This is a genomic window from Aeromonas tecta, assembly GCF_000820185.1.
Classification (GTDB): domain Bacteria; phylum Pseudomonadota; class Gammaproteobacteria; order Enterobacterales; family Aeromonadaceae; genus Aeromonas; species Aeromonas tecta.
This window is the reverse complement of the sequence record NZ_CDCA01000010.1, coordinates 240,839-258,761: the sequence shown is the minus strand read 5'-3', so window position 1 is coordinate 258,761 and position 17,923 is coordinate 240,839. Positions and strand designations below refer to the sequence as shown.

Here is a 17,923-nt window from a genome sequence, read left to right as displayed (position 1 = left end):
CCTTGTGTGTGGCTGGTTTGGGTTGTTATTTATTGCTTTTGTTATCGATCATCACGGCGAGCAAAATCACGCTGGCCTTGGCAATCATCTGGTAATAGGAGGAGACGTCGAGCAGGTTCAGGGCATTGTTGAGGAAGCCGATGATGAGGGCGCCTATCAGGGTGCCCATGATGCGACCCTTGCCCCCCATCAGGCTGGTGCCCCCCAGTACCACGGCGGCGATGGCATCGAGCTCATAGCCCATGCCGGCGGTCGGCTGGGCCGAGGACAGACGGGAGGTGACGATGAGACCCGCCAGCGCGGAGAGCGCGCCGCACAGGGCGTAGACCGCGAGCTTGACCCGCGCCACGTTGATGCCGGAGAGGCGGGTGGCCGACTCGTTACCGCCGAGGGCGTAGATGTAACGACCGAGGCGAGTGTGGTTGAGCATGAACCAGGCCAGCAGGAAGACGATGGCCATCAACCAGATGGGCACCGGCAGACCGAACAGGTAACCGGTCCCGAGCCAGGCGAAGTGATCGGCGCCATCGCTAAAACCGGTGGAGATGGGGCGTCCCTCGGTGTAAACCATGGTCACGCCGCGCAGGGCGGTCATGGTCACCAGGGTGGCGATGAAGGCTTGCACCTTGCCCTTGGCAATGATGAGGCCGCTGATGCCACCGAGCAGGGCGCCGGCCCCTAAGGTGAGCGGTACCACCAACCAGATGGGCAGCTCCATGGCCACCATGGTCGCGGCCAGGGCACCACAGAGGGCCAGCACAGAGCCGACCGAGAGATCGATACCGGCGGTGAGAATGACCAGCGTCATGCCGACCGCGATGATGGCGTTGATCGAGGTCTGACGCAGGATGTTGAGCAGGTTGTCGGCGGTGAAGAAGTTCGGGCTCAGGAAGGAGACCACACCGATCAGCACCAAGAGGGCGACCAGGGATTTGTTCTCGATCCACCAGGCCTTGCTCATGACGCCGCGGCGGGGAAGGGTTTGGGTTGTCATTGCTGTGCCTCTTGCTCTGCTTGCCACTGTTTACCGACTGCCGCCGCCATCAGTTTCTCCTGATTGGCGTCTTTGGCCATGAATTCTGCGCTGATGCGCCCCTCGTGCATCACCAGGATGCGATCGCTCATGCCGAGCACTTCCGGCATCTCGGAGGAGACCAGGATGATGCTCATCCCCTCCTTCTTGAACTGGTTGATCAGCTGATAAATTTCCTTTTTTGCCCCGACATCGACGCCGCGGGTCGGCTCATCGAGGATCAACACCTTGGGCCGGGTCAGCAGCCCCTTGGCGATGGCCACCTTCTGCTGGTTGCCACCGGAGAGCAACTTGATGAGCTGCTCGTTGCTGGGGGTCTTGATGTTGAACAGCCGCACGTAGTCGCTCACCGCCTGACGTTCGGCCTTGCCGTCAATCTTGCCACCCTTGTTGAATTCACCTAAGGCGCACAGGCTCATGTTCTCGCGCACCGACAGCTCCAGCACCAGACCATCGCCTTTGCGATCCTCGGAGATGTAGGCGATGCCGGCCTTGAGCCCATCGGCGGGGCTGCGCGGCACCATGGCCTTGCCATCGACTTCGACCGCGCCCGCGCTGATAAGGTTGGCACCGTAGATGAGCTTCATCAGCTCGGTACGACCCGAGCCCATCAGGCCGCTGAAGCCGAGGATCTCGCCCTGATGCAGGGTGAAGTCCACCCCGCGCACGCCGGGGCCGGCCAGCGCCTTGACCTGCAGACTGACGGGGCCGAGCTCGCGGCTGAGGCGCGGGTACTGCTCCTCCAACCGGCGACCCACCATCATCTCGATGATCTTGTCTTCATCGAGCTCGCTCACCGCCTTCTCGCCGATCCACTTGCCATCGCGCAGCACGGTGACCCGATCGCAGATCTGGAAAATTTCTTTCAGGCGATGGGAGATGTAGACGATGCCGCAGCCCTGCTCACGCAGCTCGCGGATGACCGCAAACAGCTGATCCGTTTCGGTGTCGGTGAGGGCATCGGTGGGCTCGTCCATGATGATGACGCTGGCATCAAAGGAGAGCGCCTTGGCGATTTCCACCATCTGCTGCTCACCGATGGAGAGATCCCCGAGCCGGGTATCAGGCCCGTGTTTGACCCCAAGGCGGCGCAGCAGAGCGCTGGCCCGCTCACGCAGCTGAGCGTGATCGATGTTGCCAAAGCGGGTGCGTGGCTCGCGGCCGAGGAAGATGTTGGCGGCAATGGACAATTCCGGCAGCAGGTTCAGCTCCTGGTGGATGATGCTGATGCCCTGATCCTGGGAGTCGCGGGGGCCCTTGAAGTGAACTGGCTGACCGCGATAGCTGACGCTGCCCGCATCGGCCTGGTAGATACCGGTCAGCACCTTCATCAGGGTCGACTTGCCGGCGCCGTTCTCGCCGAGCAGGGCCATCACCTGACCCGGATAGACCCGCAAACCCGCCTCATCGAGGGCGCGCACGCCGGGGAAGGTCTTGACGATCCCGCTGAGCTCTAAAATGGGCGAGGGGGCCGAGGAGGTTGTGCTCATGGCAGCTTCCTTTAGAGGGACTTAGAACGCCACGCCGGCGCAGAGAATGAGGTTGGCGTAAGGGGTGATCTCGCCGCTGCGCACAATGGCCTTGCTCTGGCGGGAGCGGGTCTTGAACTCTTCATGCAGGCAGTACTCTATGGTGATGGGCTTGCCCTGATCACGGGCGTGCTCGGCGATTTGATCAAGCAGGGCCTGATGGGCCAGCGGGCTGACCGTCTTGAGTTCGCTCGCCATGATCACCTTCTCCACCACCAGATCGGTGAACAGCGCGGCGACCACGGTCTGCAGGCTGGGGGTGCCTGCCATCAGCGCCAAGTCGATACGCTCGGGACCGGCCGGGATGGGCAAACCCGCATCGCAGACCGTGATCTCGTCGGTGTGACCCATCTGTGCCAGCAGGGCACTCAGGGGAGCATTGAGCAGTACGCCTCGTTTCATACAGCACCTCATTTTTAGCACAGAAGCGGGTTAGGACCCGTCTTCGTATGCTATTTGTTCTGCAAGGCAACCGGTTACGCAACCGGTTGCGTCATGAGGGAGGAAGATAGGCGTTATCCGTTAGCGGGTCTAGGAACAGATGATGAAAATGTGAAAACGATCTCAATGCGGGCAAAGATGGAGCACAAATGGGGCCAGCAGAGCGCCGACCCCGCGGGACTATCAGAGGATCAGCGCCTGTTGCACGGCGGGGCGGGCCAACATGCGCGCCGTGTGGGCCGCCACCTTGGGGAACTCCTCGATGGCCACCCCATCGCTTTTGAGCCAGCTGGCCACCACGAACAGGTAGATATCGGCCAGGCTGAAGCGCTCCCCCAGCACCCAGGGACCGGCCAGGTAGTGGTGTTCTATCTCGGCAAAGCCATCGCGCATGTTTTGCGGCATCTTGGCCAACATGGCATTGATGGCCTGCTCGTCATCGGCCCAGCGACTGCCGCGCCGGCCATGGGCGTGGGAGACATGTACCGTGGAGGCGAGGAAGCTGTTGACCTCCTGCATGCGCGCCAGCAGGAAGGGATCGTCAAGGGGGGCTAGCTCAGCTGCCGGGAAACGCTGCGCCACATAGAGCAGCAGGGCCGGGGTCTCGGTCAGCACGCCACGCTCGGTGGCCAGGGCTGGTACCCGTCCCTTGGGGTTGATGGCGAGATAGGCGGGGGAGCGCTGCTCGGCGGCGGCGAAGTCGACGATGTGGATCCGGTGAGGGGCGCCGGCTTCCACCAGGGCGATGCGAACCGCCATGGCGCAGGTGCCGGGGGCGAGGTAGAGCGTCAGATCAGACATGGCAGATCTCCTTGTGTATGAGTCAAGGTGTACGAGTCAGGGGTCAAGTCCGGCAAGCTGACCGGACGGGCCTTCGGCATCCTATCCCCATGTGCCTCCCAGGCCAAGGGAGAGTTGTTCGAATCGCTGCCGAGGCCCTGTCAGGGGCCCGGAGTTGTATGGAAAAATTGAACACCCTTGAGTGAAATCAATGGCTTTCTGAACAGAAGATAACAGGAAAAACGGCTACGCATGCCCGGTCAAATCGCTATAATGTGCCACTTTGGATCAGTCGCTTTCGATGTTGGACAGTCAATTGAGTAATAAAATGCGGATCGGTGGAACCCTCGAACAATCCCTCAGCCAGGGATATCGTCTGGACCTGCAAGGGGTGTTGAAAGAGGGCTGGCAACAGACCCGGCGCACCGGTTTCGGCCTGGCGCTGGCCATCGCCGGGGTGATGGCTATCTGGATCTTGCTCAGCAACACCCTGCTGACCCCCTATGTGAGCAAAGAGGGGGACATGGACATGGCGCTGGTGCTGAGCCTGCTCATCACAGTGGTGATGTCCCCCATGACCTCCTCCCTCGACATGCTGGGCTTGCAGCAATCGGTGGGCGTGCGGGCCCGGCCCAACCAGGTGTTCGACTTCTTCCGCCACTTCCTGCGCCTCGGTAGCCTGAGTCTGCTGGGCAGCCTCATCACCAGCCTGTTTGGCCCGCTGTTCGAACTGGTGGGCCTGCCGGTGGTGCTGGCCTTCATCCCCTCGGCCCTGGTCGGCATGGGGCTGGTGTTCACGGTGCCGCTGGTGCTGGAGCGCGGCCTGTCACCGGCCCAGGCCATTCTGGTCTCCCTCAAGCTGTTCGCCCGTGGCTGGTCCAGCATAGTGCTGCTGCACGGGGTCATGATGGTGCTGTTCGTGCTGGCCGTCATCCCCATGGGCCTGGGACTTATCTGGGTGGCGCCGCTCTACTTCAACTGCAAGGGGATCCTCTATCGGGACCTGTGCGGCGTCGCCGTCGAGGTGAGAGAAGTGGGCACCACCGACACTCCACAAGGCCCCGATCATTTCAATGCGTGATCAAGGCATGATGCAAAAGGACGGCACATGAAGATGATGAAACACGGCGTGGCGGGCACCCTGTTGCTGCTGCCTACATTGGTGCTGGCACAGCCCTCACCGCCTTCGCTGGATCTGCAGTACGGCACTTTTTACAGCCAGATGAAGACCTTCGCCAAGGGGGACTTCGGTCAGGCCCGGCTCGGTTTCTATCTGACCGATCCCCAGAGCGGTCAACGCTGTGGGCTGATCTCCGCCAGGGTCTCGACCCCGGAGCGAGAGGTGGCTGCCGAGGTGACGGTCGATGGCGAACTGCGCCTGCCCTATGATGACGATCTCAACCTGGACAAGGCCACCGTCATGGTGGCGCTGAGCGAGCCACACGCCACCTGCGATCTGTCGGTACAGGTAATGGCCGATCTGCCGCCCTCCCCGGATAAGCAGGGCGTCAAGCTGGCGGAGATCGCCAAGGGTCAGCAGGATATGCAGGCGCTGCTGGACAAGCTGGCAGGCATGGTCGGCAAATACTTCCTGCCCGGCATGGAAGGGGTGCGAGTCAGTCTGGTGCAGCCGAGTGGCACTGCCTATCTCATCGAAGGTGATCGTCGGCAGGCGCTGCCCTGGCACGATGGCCAGCTGCTGCTGAGCAACGCACAGCTCGCCGACTTTGCTGCGGGAGAGTTGCAACTGCAGGGGGAGATCCTGCGTCTGGCGCCCTGGTTACACAAGGGCTGACCGGCCTGGTTGCGTAAATTGCATGCATGAAAAAGGAGCGCCAGGCGCTCCTTTTTTCTTTTCGCTCGTGCGGAGATCCGGCGACTAGCGCACCTCAATCACATCCAACACGTCTATCTCATCGATATTGAGCAGGGGCGCGGTGGGCAGTTCGGGCGGATCGAATGCCTTGTCGCCGCCATCAATGATGCCGGAGTCGCGGTTGATGCTCTTGAAGTCAAACAGCTTGTGATCGAGCAGGTGGCTCGGGATCACGTCCTGAATGGCGGTGAACATGGTCTCGATGCGACCGGGGAAGCGGCGATCCCAATCCTGCATCATCTGCTTGATGGCCTTGCGCTGCAGGTTTTCCTGCGAGCCGCACAGGTTGCACGGAATGATGGGGAAGGCTTTGACCTCGGCGTAACGCACCAGGTCTTTTTCCTTGCAGTAGGCCAGCGGGCGGATCACCACGTTCTTGCCGTCGTCACTCACCAGCTTGGGCGGCATGGATTTGAGCTTGCCGCCGTAGAACATGTTGAGGAACAGCGTCTCCAGGATATCGTCCCTGTGATGGCCGAGGGCAATCTTGGTGCAACCCAGCTCCAGGGCGGCGCGATAGAGAATACCGCGGCGCAGGCGGGAGCAGAGGGCGCAGGTGGTCTTGCCTTCCGGTACCTTGTCCTTGACGATGGAGTAGGTGTCTTCCTCGACGATCTTGAAGTCGACGCCGAGGGCGGCCAGGTATTCAGGCAGCACGTGCTCGGGGAAGCCGGGTTGTTTCTGATCCAGGTTGACGGCCACCAGATCGAAATGGATGGGGGCGCTGGCCTTCAGGCTCATCAGGATGTCGAGCATGGCGAAGCTGTCTTTACCGCCAGACAGGCACACCATGATCTTGTCACCCTCTTCAATCATGTTGAAGTCGGCGATGGCCTGACCCACATTGCGCCGCAGACGCTTCTGCAGCTTGTTGAAACTGTATTTCTCTTTGGCGTTAAGCTCTTCGTGCATGGCCTCAAACCCGGGACAAAAATAAGCGGCTTATTATAGCCATGTCCCGGGGGAGGGCAAGAAACGCTTATGCAGGATGGCGTCTGTCATCGACGGAACAGCTGTAATCGTCCGGTTTGAGGATCAGGATGTCGCAGTTGAGCCGATCGACCACGTGCTCTGCAGTGTTGCCAAGCAGGGCAGCGGAGAGACCGGTGCGGCCAACGCAGCCCATGATCATCAGGGTGGACTTGAGATCGTCCGCCATGTCGGGTAACACCTCTTCCGGCAGCCCCTCGGCCACTCGGGTCCACATGTGACCGATACCGAACTGATCCGCATGCTCGCGCAGCATATCTTCGTGATGTTTGCGGATGGCGTCGTTATAGGCGTTGGGATCGAACTCGGGCAACTCGATGGCCACATTGACCGGGGTGCCCGGGTAGGTATTGACCAGGTAGAGGTTGGATCCGAGCAAATCGGCAATGGCCGCGCCCTCCAGGGTGATGCGCTCGTTGAGCACCTTCTGCTCCAGATCGTCGCTTGAGCAGTTGATGGCGGCGATGATATTGCCGCCTCGCTGCCAGTGACCCTCTTTGACCAACAGGACGGGGCAGGGGCACTTGCGCAGCAGGTGCCAGTCGGTCGGGGTGAAGATGAAGGTCTGCAGGAAAGAGTGCTTGTGGGTCGCCTTGACCACCAGATCGTGGCGCTGGCTCAGCACTTCCTGGATCACGCACTCGAAGGGCCTATTGTGCCAGAGTACTTTGACTTCGCACTCGACCCCTCTGGCCCGATAGGGTTTGAGGATATCGTCGAGCCATTCCCTGCGCTGGGAGATGACGCCGTGACGCATCTCTTCGCGCTCATCCACCGACAGCATGGCCGTCATCTCGTACGAGAAGTCGTAGATGGTCAGCAACAGGGTCAGCTGGGCGCCCTCGTCCAGCTCGGCGATCTTGACCGCCCGCTCGAGCGCGATCTGGCGCTCCTCTTCCGGGTTGATCACCACCAAAATGTTTCGGTACTTGACCATGTTCTCCTCCTTGGCAAAAAGCCAATGATGGCAACTCTTTAGCCTTTACAGCTTAGTCCAAGGGGAGAGGTGGGGAAGTGTGCCGGATCAAATTTCAGAACGAACGGATCCGGCAATTTATTGCAGAGAGAGGTTATCAGCCGCAGGGAGGACGAGTGGCGCCTGCCATGACGCCGAGAGCAACGTTGTCGAGAACGGTGATGTACTTACCCTTGACGCTGATGAGGCCGGATTTTTGGAAGCGGCCGAGCAGACGGCTGATGGTTTCGACGGTGAGGCCGAGGTAGTTGCCGATGTCGCCCCGGGTCATGGAGAGACGGAACTCCTTGGCGGAGAAGCCGCGTTCGGAGAAACGCACCGACAGATTGTGCAGGAAGGCGGCGAGGCGCTCTTCGGCATTCTTCTTTGAGAGCAGCAGGATCATCTCCTGATCCCCCATGATCTCGTTGCTCATCAGTCGCATGATCTGCTGGCGGAGCTTCGGCATCTTGCCGGAGAGATCATCGAGTACATCGAAGGGGATTTCGCACACCATGGCCGTTTCCAGCGCCTGGGCGAAGGAGGGGTGAGCATGCTTGTGGATGGCATCGAAACCGACCAGATCGCCCGCGAGGTGGAAGGCGGTGATCTGCTCGTCACCCTGCTCGGTGATGGTGTATGACTTGATGGTCCCGGAGCGGATGGCGTAGAGCGATTTGAGCTCGTCACCGGCCTTGAACAGCTCCTCGCCCTTCTGGATCGGCTTCTTGCGCTCGATGATGCTGTCCAGCTGATCGAGCTCGTTGTCGTTCAGCGAGAAAGGAATACAGAGCTGACTGATGCTGCAATCCTGGCAATGAATTGCACAGCCACCGCTCTGAATACGTCTGCCAGGTTTCTTATCCGGGATCATAGGCTCAAACGAATAATTGATTTATATCAAACAAGTTTACCATCAACTCATCCGTTTTGGATAGCGTTTCAAAAGGATACTAGCCCGATCCAGAGGGTATGGAGCCCATAAAGGATGAGCAGCAGAGCACCTCCCAACCGAAGGCTGCGCAGGGTCAGCCAGTAGCGCAATCGGTCCGCCAAGCCCCCCAATGCAAAGAGGGTTGGCAGGGTGCCAATGCCGAAGCTGAGCATGATGAGGGCCCCGCCGGCTGCGGATCCGGCCGCGGCACTCCAGGTCAGCATGGAGTAGACCAGCCCGCAGGGCAGCCAGCCCCACACCATGCCAAAGGGGAGGGCCTGCAGGGCCGAACGGAAGGGGAGGAATCTACCGGCTAGCGGCTTGATATAGGGCCAAAACGTTGCACCGATACGCTCAAGCAGCAGAACTCCCTGCCACCAACCCGCCAGATAGAGCCCCAGCGCTATCATCAGCAGCGCCGCCAGCAGCCGCAGGCCGGCGATGGCGTGTTTACCAGCCCCCAGTTCACCGGCGGTGGCAAGCAATCCCCCCACCAGGGCGCCTGCGATCACGTAGCTCAGGATCCGGCCGAGGTTGTAGTTGAGCAAATAGCCAAGCCTGCCCCAGAAGTGCTGCTTGGCGGGGGGAATGGCCATGGAGAGCGCCGCCGAGACACCGCCGCACATGGCGATGCAGTGGCCAGAGCCTGCCAGCCCCACCAGCAGGGCCCCCATCAGATCAAGGCTGCTGATCATCGCTCTGCTTGTCCTGCGGCTTGGTTCTGTGCTCTTCCTCGTCGAACAGGATGTTGGAGCCCTGCCTGTCGAGATCCTCAAACTGTTCGGAGCGAATAGCCCAGAAGAAGACGACCCCCGCGATGATCACAAACAGAATGGCGATGGGGATGAGGACGAAGATGATGTTCATGATGCAGGCCTTGCGGTGGGGATCGTCATGATAAACCAGGACAGGGTGGATGCTCCCGTTTCATTTGGCGGGAGGCCTTGGCCGTTTGGCGCAGGCCTCCCGGCTGGCAAGAGGTGGTTCACCGGTTCAGCCGCATGGAGTTGGTTACTACTATGAGGGAGCTCAGGGACATGCCTGCCGCCGCCAGATAAGGGGGCAACCAGCCGCTGGCAGCGAGTGGCAGGACCAGCAGGTTGTAGCCGATGGACCAGGCGAAGTTCTCCTTGATGATCTTGCGGGTGCGCAGCGCCAGGGTGCGAGCCGTCAGCAGGCGGGAGAGATCGTCCGCCAGCAAGATGGCGTCGGCGCTGTTTTTCGCCAGGTCTGTGCCTCCGGCCATGGCAAAAGAGGCGTGGGCCCCGGCCAGCACGGGGGCGTCGTTGATGCCATCGCCCACCATGATGCTGATGTCACCCGCCGCCTCCCGCGCCTTGAGATAGGCGAGCTTGCCATCGGGAGTCATGCCTTTCACCAGTTCATCCACCCCGAGCTCACGGGCAACTTCGTCGGCCTCGGCCGAGCCGTCACCGGTCAATATGGTGGTCTTGAGGCCAGCGGCCTGGAAGGCCGCAATGAGCGCCTTGGCGTCAGCTCGCAGGGTGTCGGCCAGATTGAAGCGGGCCAGCAGCCTGGACTCGTCGGCCAGGTAGATGACAAGGCCGCTGGCCTGCTCACCCGGTAATGGCTCGTCAGACAATCCCAGCCAGCGAGCACTGCCGACCCGATACAGGGAGCCCGCTACCTTGCCCTGAATGCCATGTCCGATGACGGGGAGCACTTCGCTTGCGGGCAGCAACAGGGCCTCATCGGCGGCCGTGCTTCTAAAGGCCCGGGCGATGGGGTGTTCGGAATGGGCCTCCAGCGCGCGGGCGATGGCGAGGCACTGGGTCTCGCTCAGCTCGGCCAGAACGGTGGTGCCGATGAGGCTGATATTGCCCGTGGTCAGGGTGCCGGTCTTGTCCATCACCACCCGGTTGGCCCGGGTCAGTATGTCCAGCACATGACCGCGGCGCAGCAGTATGCCACTGCGGGTGAGGTGGGCGGTGGCGGTGGTGAGTGCGGTCGGGGTCGCCAGCGACAGGGCGCAAGGGCAGGTGGCGACCAGTACCGCCAGGGTGACCCAGAAGGCCTGCTCCGGCTGATGGAAGTGCCAGTAGGTCCAGACCGCCGCCGCGATGAGGAGCAACACCAGAATAAAGTGGCGGGAGAGCACATCGGCCAGCTGGGCGATGGCGGGCTTGTCATCCAGAGCATGATCCTGGAGGCGCATGATCTGAGCGATGCGTGACTCTTCGATGCGGTGGCTGACCCGGATCTCCAGCGGCGCATCGGTGTTGATGGTACCGGCGTAGACGGGATCACCCGGCTGCTTGAGCAGGGGGAGCTGTTCGCCGGTCAGCATGGCTTCATTCACGCTGGCCTGGCCCGCGGCGATGATGCCATCGGCGGGCAGGGTGGCGCCGGCCAGCACCCGGATCCTGTCTCCCACCTGCAGCATTTTGGCCGCCACCTCGTGCTCGCCATCTGCATCGATGCGAGTGGCCATGATGGGTACCAGCCTGGCCAGATTGGAGCTTGATTCCGACGCCTTGCGCCGCGCCCGCAGCTCCAGAAAACGTCCCAGCAACAAGAAGAAGACGAACATGGTGATGGAGTCGTAATAGACCTCACCGGTGTTGAAGACGGTGGCCCACATGGAGGCGACAAAGGCCCCGATCAGTGCCAGCGACACCGACACATCCATGGAGAGGTGACCCTGCTTCAGGCTGCGCCAGGCGCCCACGTAAAACGGCTGGGCGGAGTAGATCATGATGGGGGTCGAGAGCAGCAGGCTTATCCACTTGAAGTAGACCATGAACTCCTCTTCGACGCTGATGAAGAGATCCATGTAGAGCGCCACGGCGCACATCATCACCTGCATGGAGCCTAAGCCCGCCAGCGCCAGCCGGAACATGTAGCTGCGCACCTCGCGGGCGTAGAGCGCCTCCTGGCTGTGGGTCTGGAACGGATAGGCGCGATAGCCAATCTTGGCGAAGCCCTTGAGGATGTCGCTCAAGGAGAGCCTTGCCGGATCCCACTTGATGCGGGCGCGATGGGTGGTGGTGTTGACGTTCACATAGTGCAGGCCCGGCAGCCCCATCAGGTGGCGCTCGATAAGCCAGGCGCAGGCGGCGCAGGTCAATCCTTCTACGCTGAGCTGTATTTCGCGAAGTATTTGACTGCCAGAGCCGGTGTCAGTCACGAAATCCTGCTGCACTTCGGCCAGATCGTAGTGGCTAAGGGCGGCCAGTTCGCTCGGCACCAGTTCCCCCTTGATGCCGGGGGCTGAGCGGTGCTCGTAATAACTGGCGAGGCCGCATTCGAGGATGGTTTCGGCCACGGCCTGGCAGCCAGGGCAGCACATGGGTTGCACTATGCCCTTGATCTCGAGGGCATAGTCGCTGCCGGTGGGCACCGGCTCACCGCAGTGGAAGCAACCTATCATGGTGTTTTCTCTCTCGAGGCAGGGGGGATGAGCAAGGCGGAGGAGCCGGCTACCTGCCGCGGCGCGTCAGGGTGAACACCGTCAGCCACGGCTTAACGTCCCTTGGGATCGAGTTCGATGGGGGCCTTGGTTGGCAGTTGTACCGTCTCTTGCAGTCGCCACTCGTGATCGAAGGCATCGACCCGAATGTGCCACTTGCCGGTGGGGGCCTTGTCCAGGTGCAGGCGATAGATGCCATTGCCGTCGGCGGTGATCAGGTGTTCGCTGTCCATGCCGGCCAGGGTGGGGTGGAACAGGGAAACATGCAGCGCCTGTCCGGGCGGGATATCGCCGGCGAGGGGGTTGAGGGTCAGTTCGTTGCCGTTGACCGCGAGGGCGATGCGAATGTGCAGCGCCTCGGCGCGATCGAACTTGCTGAGATCCTGATTAATCTCCTTGCCCTGCTTGTAATAGTCTTCGGCCACCAGGTTGACACCGTCCTTGCTGGCGATGATGGCGGTGGCGATGCTCGCGACCACGGCGGCGCAAGGGAGGGCGATGATGAACCAGGGCCAGAACTGGCGATACCAGGGTTGAGTCATAGTGCTACCGAAACCTATGATTAACAAAAAGGAGGTTTTTCAGACAACACAAGATAACAAAAAGCCCCGAAGAGTCGAGGCTTTTTGCTGCGTAATCACGTGCTTATCACATGTTACTGCTTATTTTGCCCTGCATTGTGGGACAAGCTATAGACGTAGGACGCCAGCAGCTGAACCTTGTCTTCTCCCAGAATATCCTTCCAGGCGGGCATGACGCCGTGGCGACCGTGGGTGATGGTCTGCTCGACCACCTGACGGGAGCCACCGTACAACCAGGTGTTGTTGGTGAGGTCAGGTGCACCGAAGGCGATGCCGCCCTTGGCATCCGGGCCGTGACAGGCGGCGCACATGGCGAAACGGGCTTCCCCCTTCTTGGCTTCCACCAGATCGACCTTGCGGCCGGACAGGCTCAGCACATAGGAGGCCACTTCCTTGACGCCATCTTGCCCCAGGATCTCGCCCCAGGCCGCCATGATCCCCTGCCGACCGCCCATGATGGTGGTCTTGATCTGATCAGGCTGGCCGCCCCATTGCCACTCGCTGTCGGTCAGGTTCGGGAAGCCGCGACCGCCACGGGCATCGGAGCCATGACACTGGGAGCAGTTTTGCAGGAACAGACGTTGACCCACCTTGCGGGCCTCCGGATCGGCCGCTATCTCCTCGATGGGGCGGTAGCTCTTGCCGTCGGCCTGATAGGCCAGCTCGCGGAACTTGGCACCATAGACTTCATCGGCCTTGGCCAGCTCGCGGTCATACTCGACCGCGCGACCTTCCGCCTTGGCGGAGGCCACTGCGGCCTTGGAGTCTGCCAGGGAGCGAATGTCCTGGTTGGAGCTCTGCCAGCCCAGCAGACCCTTCCAGTTGCCCAGCCCCGGGAAGGCGAGCAGGTAGACCAGCCCGGTCACGATGAAGAAGAGGAACATGTAGGACCACCACTTCGGCAACGGGTTGTTGATCTCTTCGATGCCGTCGAAGGTGTGGCCCATGGGCTGACCCTCTTCGGTGCCCATCTTGTCCTTCATGCACCACATCAGCAGCAAGAAGCAGCCGATAATGGTGCCCAGACTTATGACGGTCACAAAAATGCTAAACAAAGTGCTCATTATTGCTTCGCTCCTGCGTTCTTGTTATCAGCACTGGGTTGCTCATCATCGGCAAAAACCAGGTTGGCAGCCTCGTCGAAGGAGGCCTTGCGGCGCTTGCTGTAAGCCCAGACGATGATGGCGATCATGATGATCATCAACAGCAAGGTGTACAGGCCGCGAAATGTGCCGTAATCCATATCCCGACTCCTTATTTCAGGGCATGACCCAGTGATTGCAGATAGGCCACCAGGGCATCCAGCTCGGTCTTGCCTTTCACGGCTTCGCTCGCACCCTGAATGTCAGCATCGGTATAAGGCACGCCGAAGTGATCCCGGAACAGTGCCAGCTTCTTGCCGGTCAGTTCGCCGGTCAGCACATTGGTCTCGAGCCAGGGGAAGGAGGGCATGTTGGACTCGGGCACCACGTCGCGCGGGTTGATCAGGTGAGCGCGGTGCCAGTCATCGGAATAACGACCGCCGACCCGGGCCAAGTCCGGACCGGTACGCTTGGAGCCCCACAGGAAGGGGTGCTCCCACACGCTCTCACCGGCAACCGAGTAATGGCCGTAGCGCTCGGTCTCGGCGCGGAACGGTCGGATCATCTGGCTGTGACAGACGGTGCAGCCTTCACGGATGAAGATGTCGCGCCCTTCCATCTGCAGCGCGGTGTAGGGCTTGAGGCCCTCCACCGGCTCGGTGGTCTGCTTTTGGAAGAACAATGGGGTGATTTCGACCAGGCCCCCCAGGCTGATGGCAAAGATGATGCCGACCACCAGCATGGGAACGCTCTTTTCAAAGATCTCGTGACGATTATTGTTGCTCATGGGTTGACCTCTTCAATCATGCTGGCTGTGCGACGGGTTCCAAGGAACCCTTGGGCGCAGTGATGGTGCGATAGGCGTTGTAGGCCATCAGCAACATACCGGTGACGAAGAAGCAGCCACCCAGGAAGCGCACGAAGTAGAAGGGATAAGAGGCCTGCAGGGCTTCCACGAAGCTGTAGGTCAGGGTGCCGTCGTCGTTGACCGCACGCCACATCAGACCCTGCATCACACCTGAAATCCACATGGAGACGATGTAGAGCACTGTGCCCACGGTCGCCAGCCAGAAGTGGACGTTGATGAGGCGGATGCTGTACATGCGGCCTTGATCGAACAGGTTAGGGATCAGGTGATACACGGCGCCGATGGATACCATGGCAACCCAGCCCAGCGCGCCGGAGTGGACGTGACCTATGGTCCAGTCGGTGTAATGGGAGAGCGCGTTGACGGTCTTGATGGCCATCATCGGGCCTTCGAAGGTGGACATGCCGTAGAACGACAGGGACACGATCAGGAAGCGCAGGATGGGGTCATAACGCAGTTTGTGCCAGGCGCCGGACAGGGTCATGATGCCGTTGATCATGCCGCCCCAGGAGGGGACGAACAGGATGAGCGACATCACCATGCCGAGGGACTGTGCCCAGTCGGGCAGGGCGGTATAGTGCAGGTGGTGCGGACCGGCCCAGATATAGAGGGAGATCAGCGCCCAGAAGTGGACGATGGAGAGACGGTAGGAATAAACCGGACGCCCCGCCTGCTTGGGCACGAAGTAGTACATCATGCCAAGGAAGCCGGCCGTCAGCAGGAAGCCAACCGCGTTGTGGCCATACCACCACTGCACCATGGCATCCATGGCACCGGAATACATGGAGTAGGACTTCATGCCGGAGACCGGTATCTCCATGTTGTTGACGATGTGCAGCACGGCAACCGTGATGATGAAGGCGCCAAAGAACCAGTTCGCCACATAGATGTGGGAGGTGGTGCGCTTGGCCAGGGTACCAAAGAAGACGATGGCGTAGGCGACCCAGACCACGGTGATGGCGATGTCGATGGGCCACTCCAGCTCGGCATACTCCTTGGAGGTGGTGTATCCCAGCGGCAGCGAGATGGCGGCCGAGAGGATAATCGCCTGCCAACCCCAGAACACGAAGGAGGCAAGTTTGCCGCCAAACAGTCGGGTCTGACAGGTGCGTTGCACCACGTAGAAGGAGGTGGCCATCAGGGCACTACAGCCAAAGGCGAAGATGACCGCGTTGGTGTGCAGGGGGCGAAGGCGACTGTAGGTCAGCCAGGGGGTATCGAAGTTGAGGGCAGGCCAGATCAACTGGGCTGCGATCAGTACGCCTACCGACATGCCGACAATTCCCCAGACGATCGTCATGACGGTGAACTGGCGCACAACGGTGTAGTTGTACTCAGGATGGTGTGTTGTATGGCTCATCGTTGTATTCCGCTTCCGATGCTGCTGTTGTTTGATTTTTTTCGTCCGGTGACCAGGACCATTTTCAGCCAGGTTTTGCGAAATCCTCTCGTTAACATCTGTTAATAAAAGGAAAAGCAAAAGGTGGTTAAATGAAAATTCATTGAGAATGATACTGAACTGACCGGTAAAATAACAGTACAAACAGTGATATATTTGGCTCCGACGGGTCTCATGCTCGCCAGTTTTTACCTTGCGCGAGATCACGAAAATCGCATTTTTAAAGTACCTTACAAGGCTGTTTTTTCATGAAAGAGAGACTCACTTCACGCAAAATCGGGCATTTAATCATTGTGATGGCCATTTTGCTCGCCCTGGTGGCCTATCGGACCTGGTTTGCGGGCCCGCAAACGACGCCGCCACAGGCAGAAAATGATCAGATTTGTGATCTGTCCCACAGCCCGTGCAGCTTCTCCGTCGGTGATGTACCGCTGACGGCGAGGGTGGATGGGGTGTCAGTCAAGGCTGAACATGACTTTGTGTTACGTCTTCAGGGCGGGTCACCGGCCATTACCCCGGTCAAGGCCTGGCTCGAGGGGAAAGAGATGTTTATGGGCCAAATCCCGGTGCAATTTGACGCCGGCGAGGGTGGCTGGCAGGCAAAGGCGCAGGTGGGGTCTTGCACCTCGGCAACCATGACCTGGCTGCTCAATATCGAGTGGAGCAATGGCCAGCGCCAGCAACTGGCGCTCTCCGTCACCCGTTAAATCTGCGTATTATTTGGCGCCAAGCGGGGGGCATCAGTGAAATTTGATTTGAATTTTTCAGGCAGGTCGGTACCTTGCAGTGATTATCAAGGAGTGAAGTTCATTTAATCATGATTGAAAAACAAGCATTTTATCGCACTCTCAACCAGCAGGCCCAGGCGCTGCTGGAAGGGGAGCCGGATATGATCGCCAACCTGGCCAATCTGTCCGCGCTGCTCAATCAGGAGCTGGCCGAGATCAACTGGGTCGGCTTTTATCTGTTGCAGGGCGACACCCTGGTGCTGGGCCCCTTCCAGGGAAAACCGGCCTGCGTGCGCATTCCGGTCGGGCGCGGCGTCTGTGGCACCGCGGTGGCCGAGGACAAGACCCAGTTGGTGGACGACGTGCACCAGTTTGCCGGTCACATCGCCTGTGACGGTGCCAGCAACTCGGAAATTGTTATCCCGCTGCGTCGTGGCGGTGAGATCATCGGGGTCCTCGATGTGGACAGTCCGATTTTTAACCGTTTCGACCAGGAAGACCGAATTGGCCTGGAAGAAACGGTGCAAATTTTGGAAAGCATGCTCTAAGTCATTGCTAGATGGTTCGCAAAAGGCCCCAAGCTCTCTATAATAGGGCCTTTGTTGTGTTCGGGGATGTGCCCGTACGTCTATATGAAAGCCAAGGTTATACATGGAAAACACTGAAAAGCTGAAGAACAGTAAAGAGATCGTCGCCTACCTGGTCGAGAAATTCCCGGCCTGCTTCATCGCTGAAGGAGAGGCCAAGCCACTCAAGATTGGCATCTTCCAGGATCTGGCCGCGCGTCTTGCTGACGACGAGAGAGTCTCCAAGACCATGCTGCGCTCTGCTCTGCGTCAATACACCTCCAGCTGGCGTTACCTGCATGGCCTCAAGGCCGGCCAGGCCCGTGTCGATCTGGACGGGAACCCGGGCGAAGTGCTGACCGAAGAGCACATCGAACATGCCAAGCAGGCGCTGAAAGAGAGCAAAGAACGTGTCTTTGCCAGCCGCCGCACCAATACCAAGGAAAAGGAAGACAAGCCAAAGCAGCCGCGCCGTCCCGCGCCACGCAAGGCCGATGCCGTCCGTTCCGACAAGCCGAAAGCCGCCCCCAAGGCCGCTCCCGTTGCTGAAGCTCCGCTGGTGAAAGTAGATGCCGCTACGCTGAAAGTGGATCAGGGTGTGCGCGTTGTGCTCGGCAAGAACCCTGTCCCCGCGACCATCAAGGAAGTGACCAAGGACGACGTACAGGTTCAATTGCAGACCGGCATGATGTTGCGGGTCAAGTTCGAGCATCTGGTTCTCTAAGGAGACA

20 protein-coding genes are annotated in these 17,923 nt (G+C 60.1%); 5 read left to right on the top strand and 15 right to left on the bottom strand.

What is annotated here, in order from left to right:
* Nucleotides 1-25: 25 nt before the first annotated feature.
* The 4 genes from rbsC to BN1137_RS02500 all read right to left on the bottom strand — a co-directional run bounded on the left by rbsC (nucleotide 26) and on the right by BN1137_RS02500 (nucleotide 3,804).
* Nucleotides 26-994, bottom strand: a complete 969-nt coding sequence (rbsC, locus tag BN1137_RS02515; protein ID WP_050717090.1) for a ribose ABC transporter permease — start codon at nucleotides 992-994, stop codon at nucleotides 26-28.
* Nucleotides 991-2,523 (bottom strand): ribose ABC transporter ATP-binding protein RbsA, encoded by a 1,533-nt coding sequence (gene rbsA, locus BN1137_RS02510; protein ID WP_050717089.1) that lies wholly within the window; start codon nucleotides 2,521-2,523, stop codon nucleotides 991-993. Before rbsA ends, rbsC begins: the two co-directional genes overlap by 4 nt.
* 21 nt (nucleotides 2,524-2,544) lie before the next feature.
* Nucleotides 2,545-2,964 carry a D-ribose pyranase gene (gene rbsD / locus BN1137_RS02505; protein WP_050717088.1) on the bottom strand — a complete coding sequence of 140 codons (420 nt, stop codon included), beginning with the start codon at nucleotides 2,962-2,964 and terminating at the stop codon, nucleotides 2,545-2,547.
* Between the two features lie 222 nt (nucleotides 2,965-3,186).
* On the bottom strand, nucleotides 3,187-3,804 hold the full coding sequence (locus tag BN1137_RS02500) for a glutathione S-transferase family protein (protein WP_050717087.1): 618 nt from the start codon (nucleotides 3,802-3,804) through the stop codon (nucleotides 3,187-3,189).
* A gap of 307 nt (nucleotides 3,805-4,111) precedes the next feature.
* Between BN1137_RS02500 and BN1137_RS02495 the strand changes: the two genes are divergently transcribed.
* The gene (locus BN1137_RS02495) at nucleotides 4,112-4,864 is read left to right on the top strand and encodes a DUF2189 domain-containing protein (RefSeq protein WP_050717086.1); all 753 of its coding nucleotides are present in this window, start codon (nucleotides 4,112-4,114) and stop codon (nucleotides 4,862-4,864) included.
* Between the two features lie 27 nt (nucleotides 4,865-4,891).
* Nucleotides 4,892-5,578 carry a DUF2987 domain-containing protein gene (locus BN1137_RS02490; protein WP_050717085.1) on the top strand — a complete coding sequence of 229 codons (687 nt, stop codon included), beginning with the start codon at nucleotides 4,892-4,894 and terminating at the stop codon, nucleotides 5,576-5,578.
* An 84-nt stretch (nucleotides 5,579-5,662) separates the two neighbouring features.
* On the opposite strand, the gene ttcA is transcribed toward BN1137_RS02490, so the two are convergent.
* From ttcA to ccoN, 11 genes are all read right to left on the bottom strand, one after another.
* Nucleotides 5,663-6,571 carry a tRNA 2-thiocytidine(32) synthetase TtcA gene (ttcA, locus tag BN1137_RS02485; RefSeq protein WP_050717084.1) on the bottom strand — a complete coding sequence of 303 codons (909 nt, stop codon included), beginning with the start codon at nucleotides 6,569-6,571 and terminating at the stop codon, nucleotides 5,663-5,665.
* Between the two features lie 67 nt (nucleotides 6,572-6,638).
* A complete protein-coding gene (gene uspE / locus BN1137_RS02480) occupies nucleotides 6,639-7,586 on the bottom strand; it encodes a universal stress protein UspE (protein ID WP_050717083.1) in 948 nt (315 codons plus the stop codon).
* Nucleotides 7,587-7,722: 136 nt separating this feature from the next.
* Nucleotides 7,723-8,478, bottom strand: coding sequence for an FNR family transcription factor (locus BN1137_RS02475; RefSeq protein ID WP_050717082.1), 756 nt, complete (start codon nucleotides 8,476-8,478; stop codon nucleotides 7,723-7,725).
* A gap of 68 nt (nucleotides 8,479-8,546) precedes the next feature.
* On the bottom strand, nucleotides 8,547-9,233 hold the full coding sequence (locus tag BN1137_RS02470; protein ID WP_050717081.1) for a sulfite exporter TauE/SafE family protein: 687 nt from the start codon (nucleotides 9,231-9,233) through the stop codon (nucleotides 8,547-8,549).
* Nucleotides 9,217-9,405 carry a cbb3-type cytochrome oxidase assembly protein CcoS gene (gene ccoS / locus BN1137_RS02465; RefSeq protein ID WP_050717080.1) on the bottom strand — a complete coding sequence of 63 codons (189 nt, stop codon included), beginning with the start codon at nucleotides 9,403-9,405 and terminating at the stop codon, nucleotides 9,217-9,219. The genes BN1137_RS02470 and ccoS overlap by 17 nt, the downstream gene beginning before the upstream one ends.
* Before the next feature lie 118 nt (nucleotides 9,406-9,523).
* Nucleotides 9,524-11,929 carry a heavy metal translocating P-type ATPase gene (locus tag BN1137_RS02460; protein WP_050717079.1) on the bottom strand — a complete coding sequence of 802 codons (2,406 nt, stop codon included), beginning with the start codon at nucleotides 11,927-11,929 and terminating at the stop codon, nucleotides 9,524-9,526.
* A 92-nt stretch (nucleotides 11,930-12,021) separates the two neighbouring features.
* Nucleotides 12,022-12,510 carry a FixH family protein gene (locus BN1137_RS02455; RefSeq protein WP_050717078.1) on the bottom strand — a complete coding sequence of 163 codons (489 nt, stop codon included), beginning with the start codon at nucleotides 12,508-12,510 and terminating at the stop codon, nucleotides 12,022-12,024.
* Between the two features lie 113 nt (nucleotides 12,511-12,623).
* A complete protein-coding gene (gene ccoP, locus BN1137_RS02450) occupies nucleotides 12,624-13,613 on the bottom strand; it encodes a cytochrome-c oxidase, cbb3-type subunit III (protein ID WP_050717077.1) in 990 nt (329 codons plus the stop codon).
* Entirely contained in the window at nucleotides 13,613-13,792 is a 180-nt protein-coding gene (locus tag BN1137_RS02445; protein ID WP_033131822.1) for a cbb3-type cytochrome oxidase subunit 3, read from the bottom strand. Before BN1137_RS02445 ends, ccoP begins: the two co-directional genes overlap by 1 nt.
* Nucleotides 13,793-13,803: 11 nt before the next feature.
* Nucleotides 13,804-14,418, bottom strand: a complete 615-nt coding sequence (gene ccoO, locus BN1137_RS02440; RefSeq protein ID WP_050717076.1) for a cytochrome-c oxidase, cbb3-type subunit II — start codon at nucleotides 14,416-14,418, stop codon at nucleotides 13,804-13,806.
* Nucleotides 14,419-14,434: 16 nt separating this feature from the next.
* A complete protein-coding gene (ccoN, locus tag BN1137_RS02435) occupies nucleotides 14,435-15,859 on the bottom strand; it encodes a cytochrome-c oxidase, cbb3-type subunit I (RefSeq protein WP_050717075.1) in 1,425 nt (474 codons plus the stop codon).
* A 287-nt stretch (nucleotides 15,860-16,146) separates the two neighbouring features.
* Between ccoN and BN1137_RS02430 the strand changes: the two genes are divergently transcribed.
* From BN1137_RS02430 to proQ, 3 genes are all read left to right on the top strand, one after another.
* The gene (locus BN1137_RS02430; protein WP_050717074.1) at nucleotides 16,147-16,605 is read left to right on the top strand and encodes a hypothetical protein; all 459 of its coding nucleotides are present in this window, start codon (nucleotides 16,147-16,149) and stop codon (nucleotides 16,603-16,605) included.
* A 110-nt stretch (nucleotides 16,606-16,715) separates the two neighbouring features.
* Nucleotides 16,716-17,174, top strand: coding sequence for a GAF domain-containing protein (locus tag BN1137_RS02425; RefSeq protein WP_050717073.1), 459 nt, complete (start codon nucleotides 16,716-16,718; stop codon nucleotides 17,172-17,174).
* 103 nt (nucleotides 17,175-17,277) lie between these two features.
* Nucleotides 17,278-17,916, top strand: a complete 639-nt coding sequence (proQ, locus tag BN1137_RS02420) for an RNA chaperone ProQ (protein ID WP_050717072.1) — start codon at nucleotides 17,278-17,280, stop codon at nucleotides 17,914-17,916.
* Nucleotides 17,917-17,923: the final 7 nt, after the last annotated feature.

Coding starts and splice junctions, on each gene's coding strand:
- BN1137_RS02475 (WP_050717082.1), bottom strand. CDS start 8,478: ATGATCCCGGATAAGAAACCTGGCAGACGTATTCAGAGCGGTGGCTGT.
- proQ (WP_050717072.1), top strand. CDS start 17,278: ATGGAAAACACTGAAAAGCTGAAGAACAGTAAAGAGATCGTCGCCTAC.
- rbsC (WP_050717090.1), bottom strand. CDS start 994: ATGACAACCCAAACCCTTCCCCGCCGCGGCGTCATGAGCAAGGCCTGG.
- ccoS (WP_050717080.1), bottom strand. CDS start 9,405: ATGAACATCATCTTCGTCCTCATCCCCATCGCCATTCTGTTTGTGATC.
- BN1137_RS02425 (WP_050717073.1), top strand. CDS start 16,716: ATGATTGAAAAACAAGCATTTTATCGCACTCTCAACCAGCAGGCCCAG.
- BN1137_RS02445 (WP_033131822.1), bottom strand. CDS start 13,792: ATGGATTACGGCACATTTCGCGGCCTGTACACCTTGCTGTTGATGATC.
- BN1137_RS02470 (WP_050717081.1), bottom strand. CDS start 9,233: ATGATCAGCAGCCTTGATCTGATGGGGGCCCTGCTGGTGGGGCTGGCA.
- ttcA (WP_050717084.1), bottom strand. CDS start 6,571: ATGCACGAAGAGCTTAACGCCAAAGAGAAATACAGTTTCAACAAGCTG.
- BN1137_RS02490 (WP_050717085.1), top strand. CDS start 4,892: ATGAAGATGATGAAACACGGCGTGGCGGGCACCCTGTTGCTGCTGCCT.
- ccoO (WP_050717076.1), bottom strand. CDS start 14,418: ATGAGCAACAATAATCGTCACGAGATCTTTGAAAAGAGCGTTCCCATG.
- rbsD (WP_050717088.1), bottom strand. CDS start 2,964: ATGAAACGAGGCGTACTGCTCAATGCTCCCCTGAGTGCCCTGCTGGCA.
- ccoN (WP_050717075.1), bottom strand. CDS start 15,859: ATGAGCCATACAACACACCATCCTGAGTACAACTACACCGTTGTGCGC.
- BN1137_RS02500 (WP_050717087.1), bottom strand. CDS start 3,804: ATGTCTGATCTGACGCTCTACCTCGCCCCCGGCACCTGCGCCATGGCG.
- BN1137_RS02460 (WP_050717079.1), bottom strand. CDS start 11,929: ATGATAGGTTGCTTCCACTGCGGTGAGCCGGTGCCCACCGGCAGCGAC.
- BN1137_RS02430 (WP_050717074.1), top strand. CDS start 16,147: ATGAAAGAGAGACTCACTTCACGCAAAATCGGGCATTTAATCATTGTG.
- ccoP (WP_050717077.1), bottom strand. CDS start 13,613: ATGAGCACTTTGTTTAGCATTTTTGTGACCGTCATAAGTCTGGGCACC.
- BN1137_RS02455 (WP_050717078.1), bottom strand. CDS start 12,510: ATGACTCAACCCTGGTATCGCCAGTTCTGGCCCTGGTTCATCATCGCC.
- rbsA (WP_050717089.1), bottom strand. CDS start 2,523: ATGAGCACAACCTCCTCGGCCCCCTCGCCCATTTTAGAGCTCAGCGGG.
- BN1137_RS02495 (WP_050717086.1), top strand. CDS start 4,112: ATGCGGATCGGTGGAACCCTCGAACAATCCCTCAGCCAGGGATATCGT.
- uspE (WP_050717083.1), bottom strand. CDS start 7,586: ATGGTCAAGTACCGAAACATTTTGGTGGTGATCAACCCGGAAGAGGAG.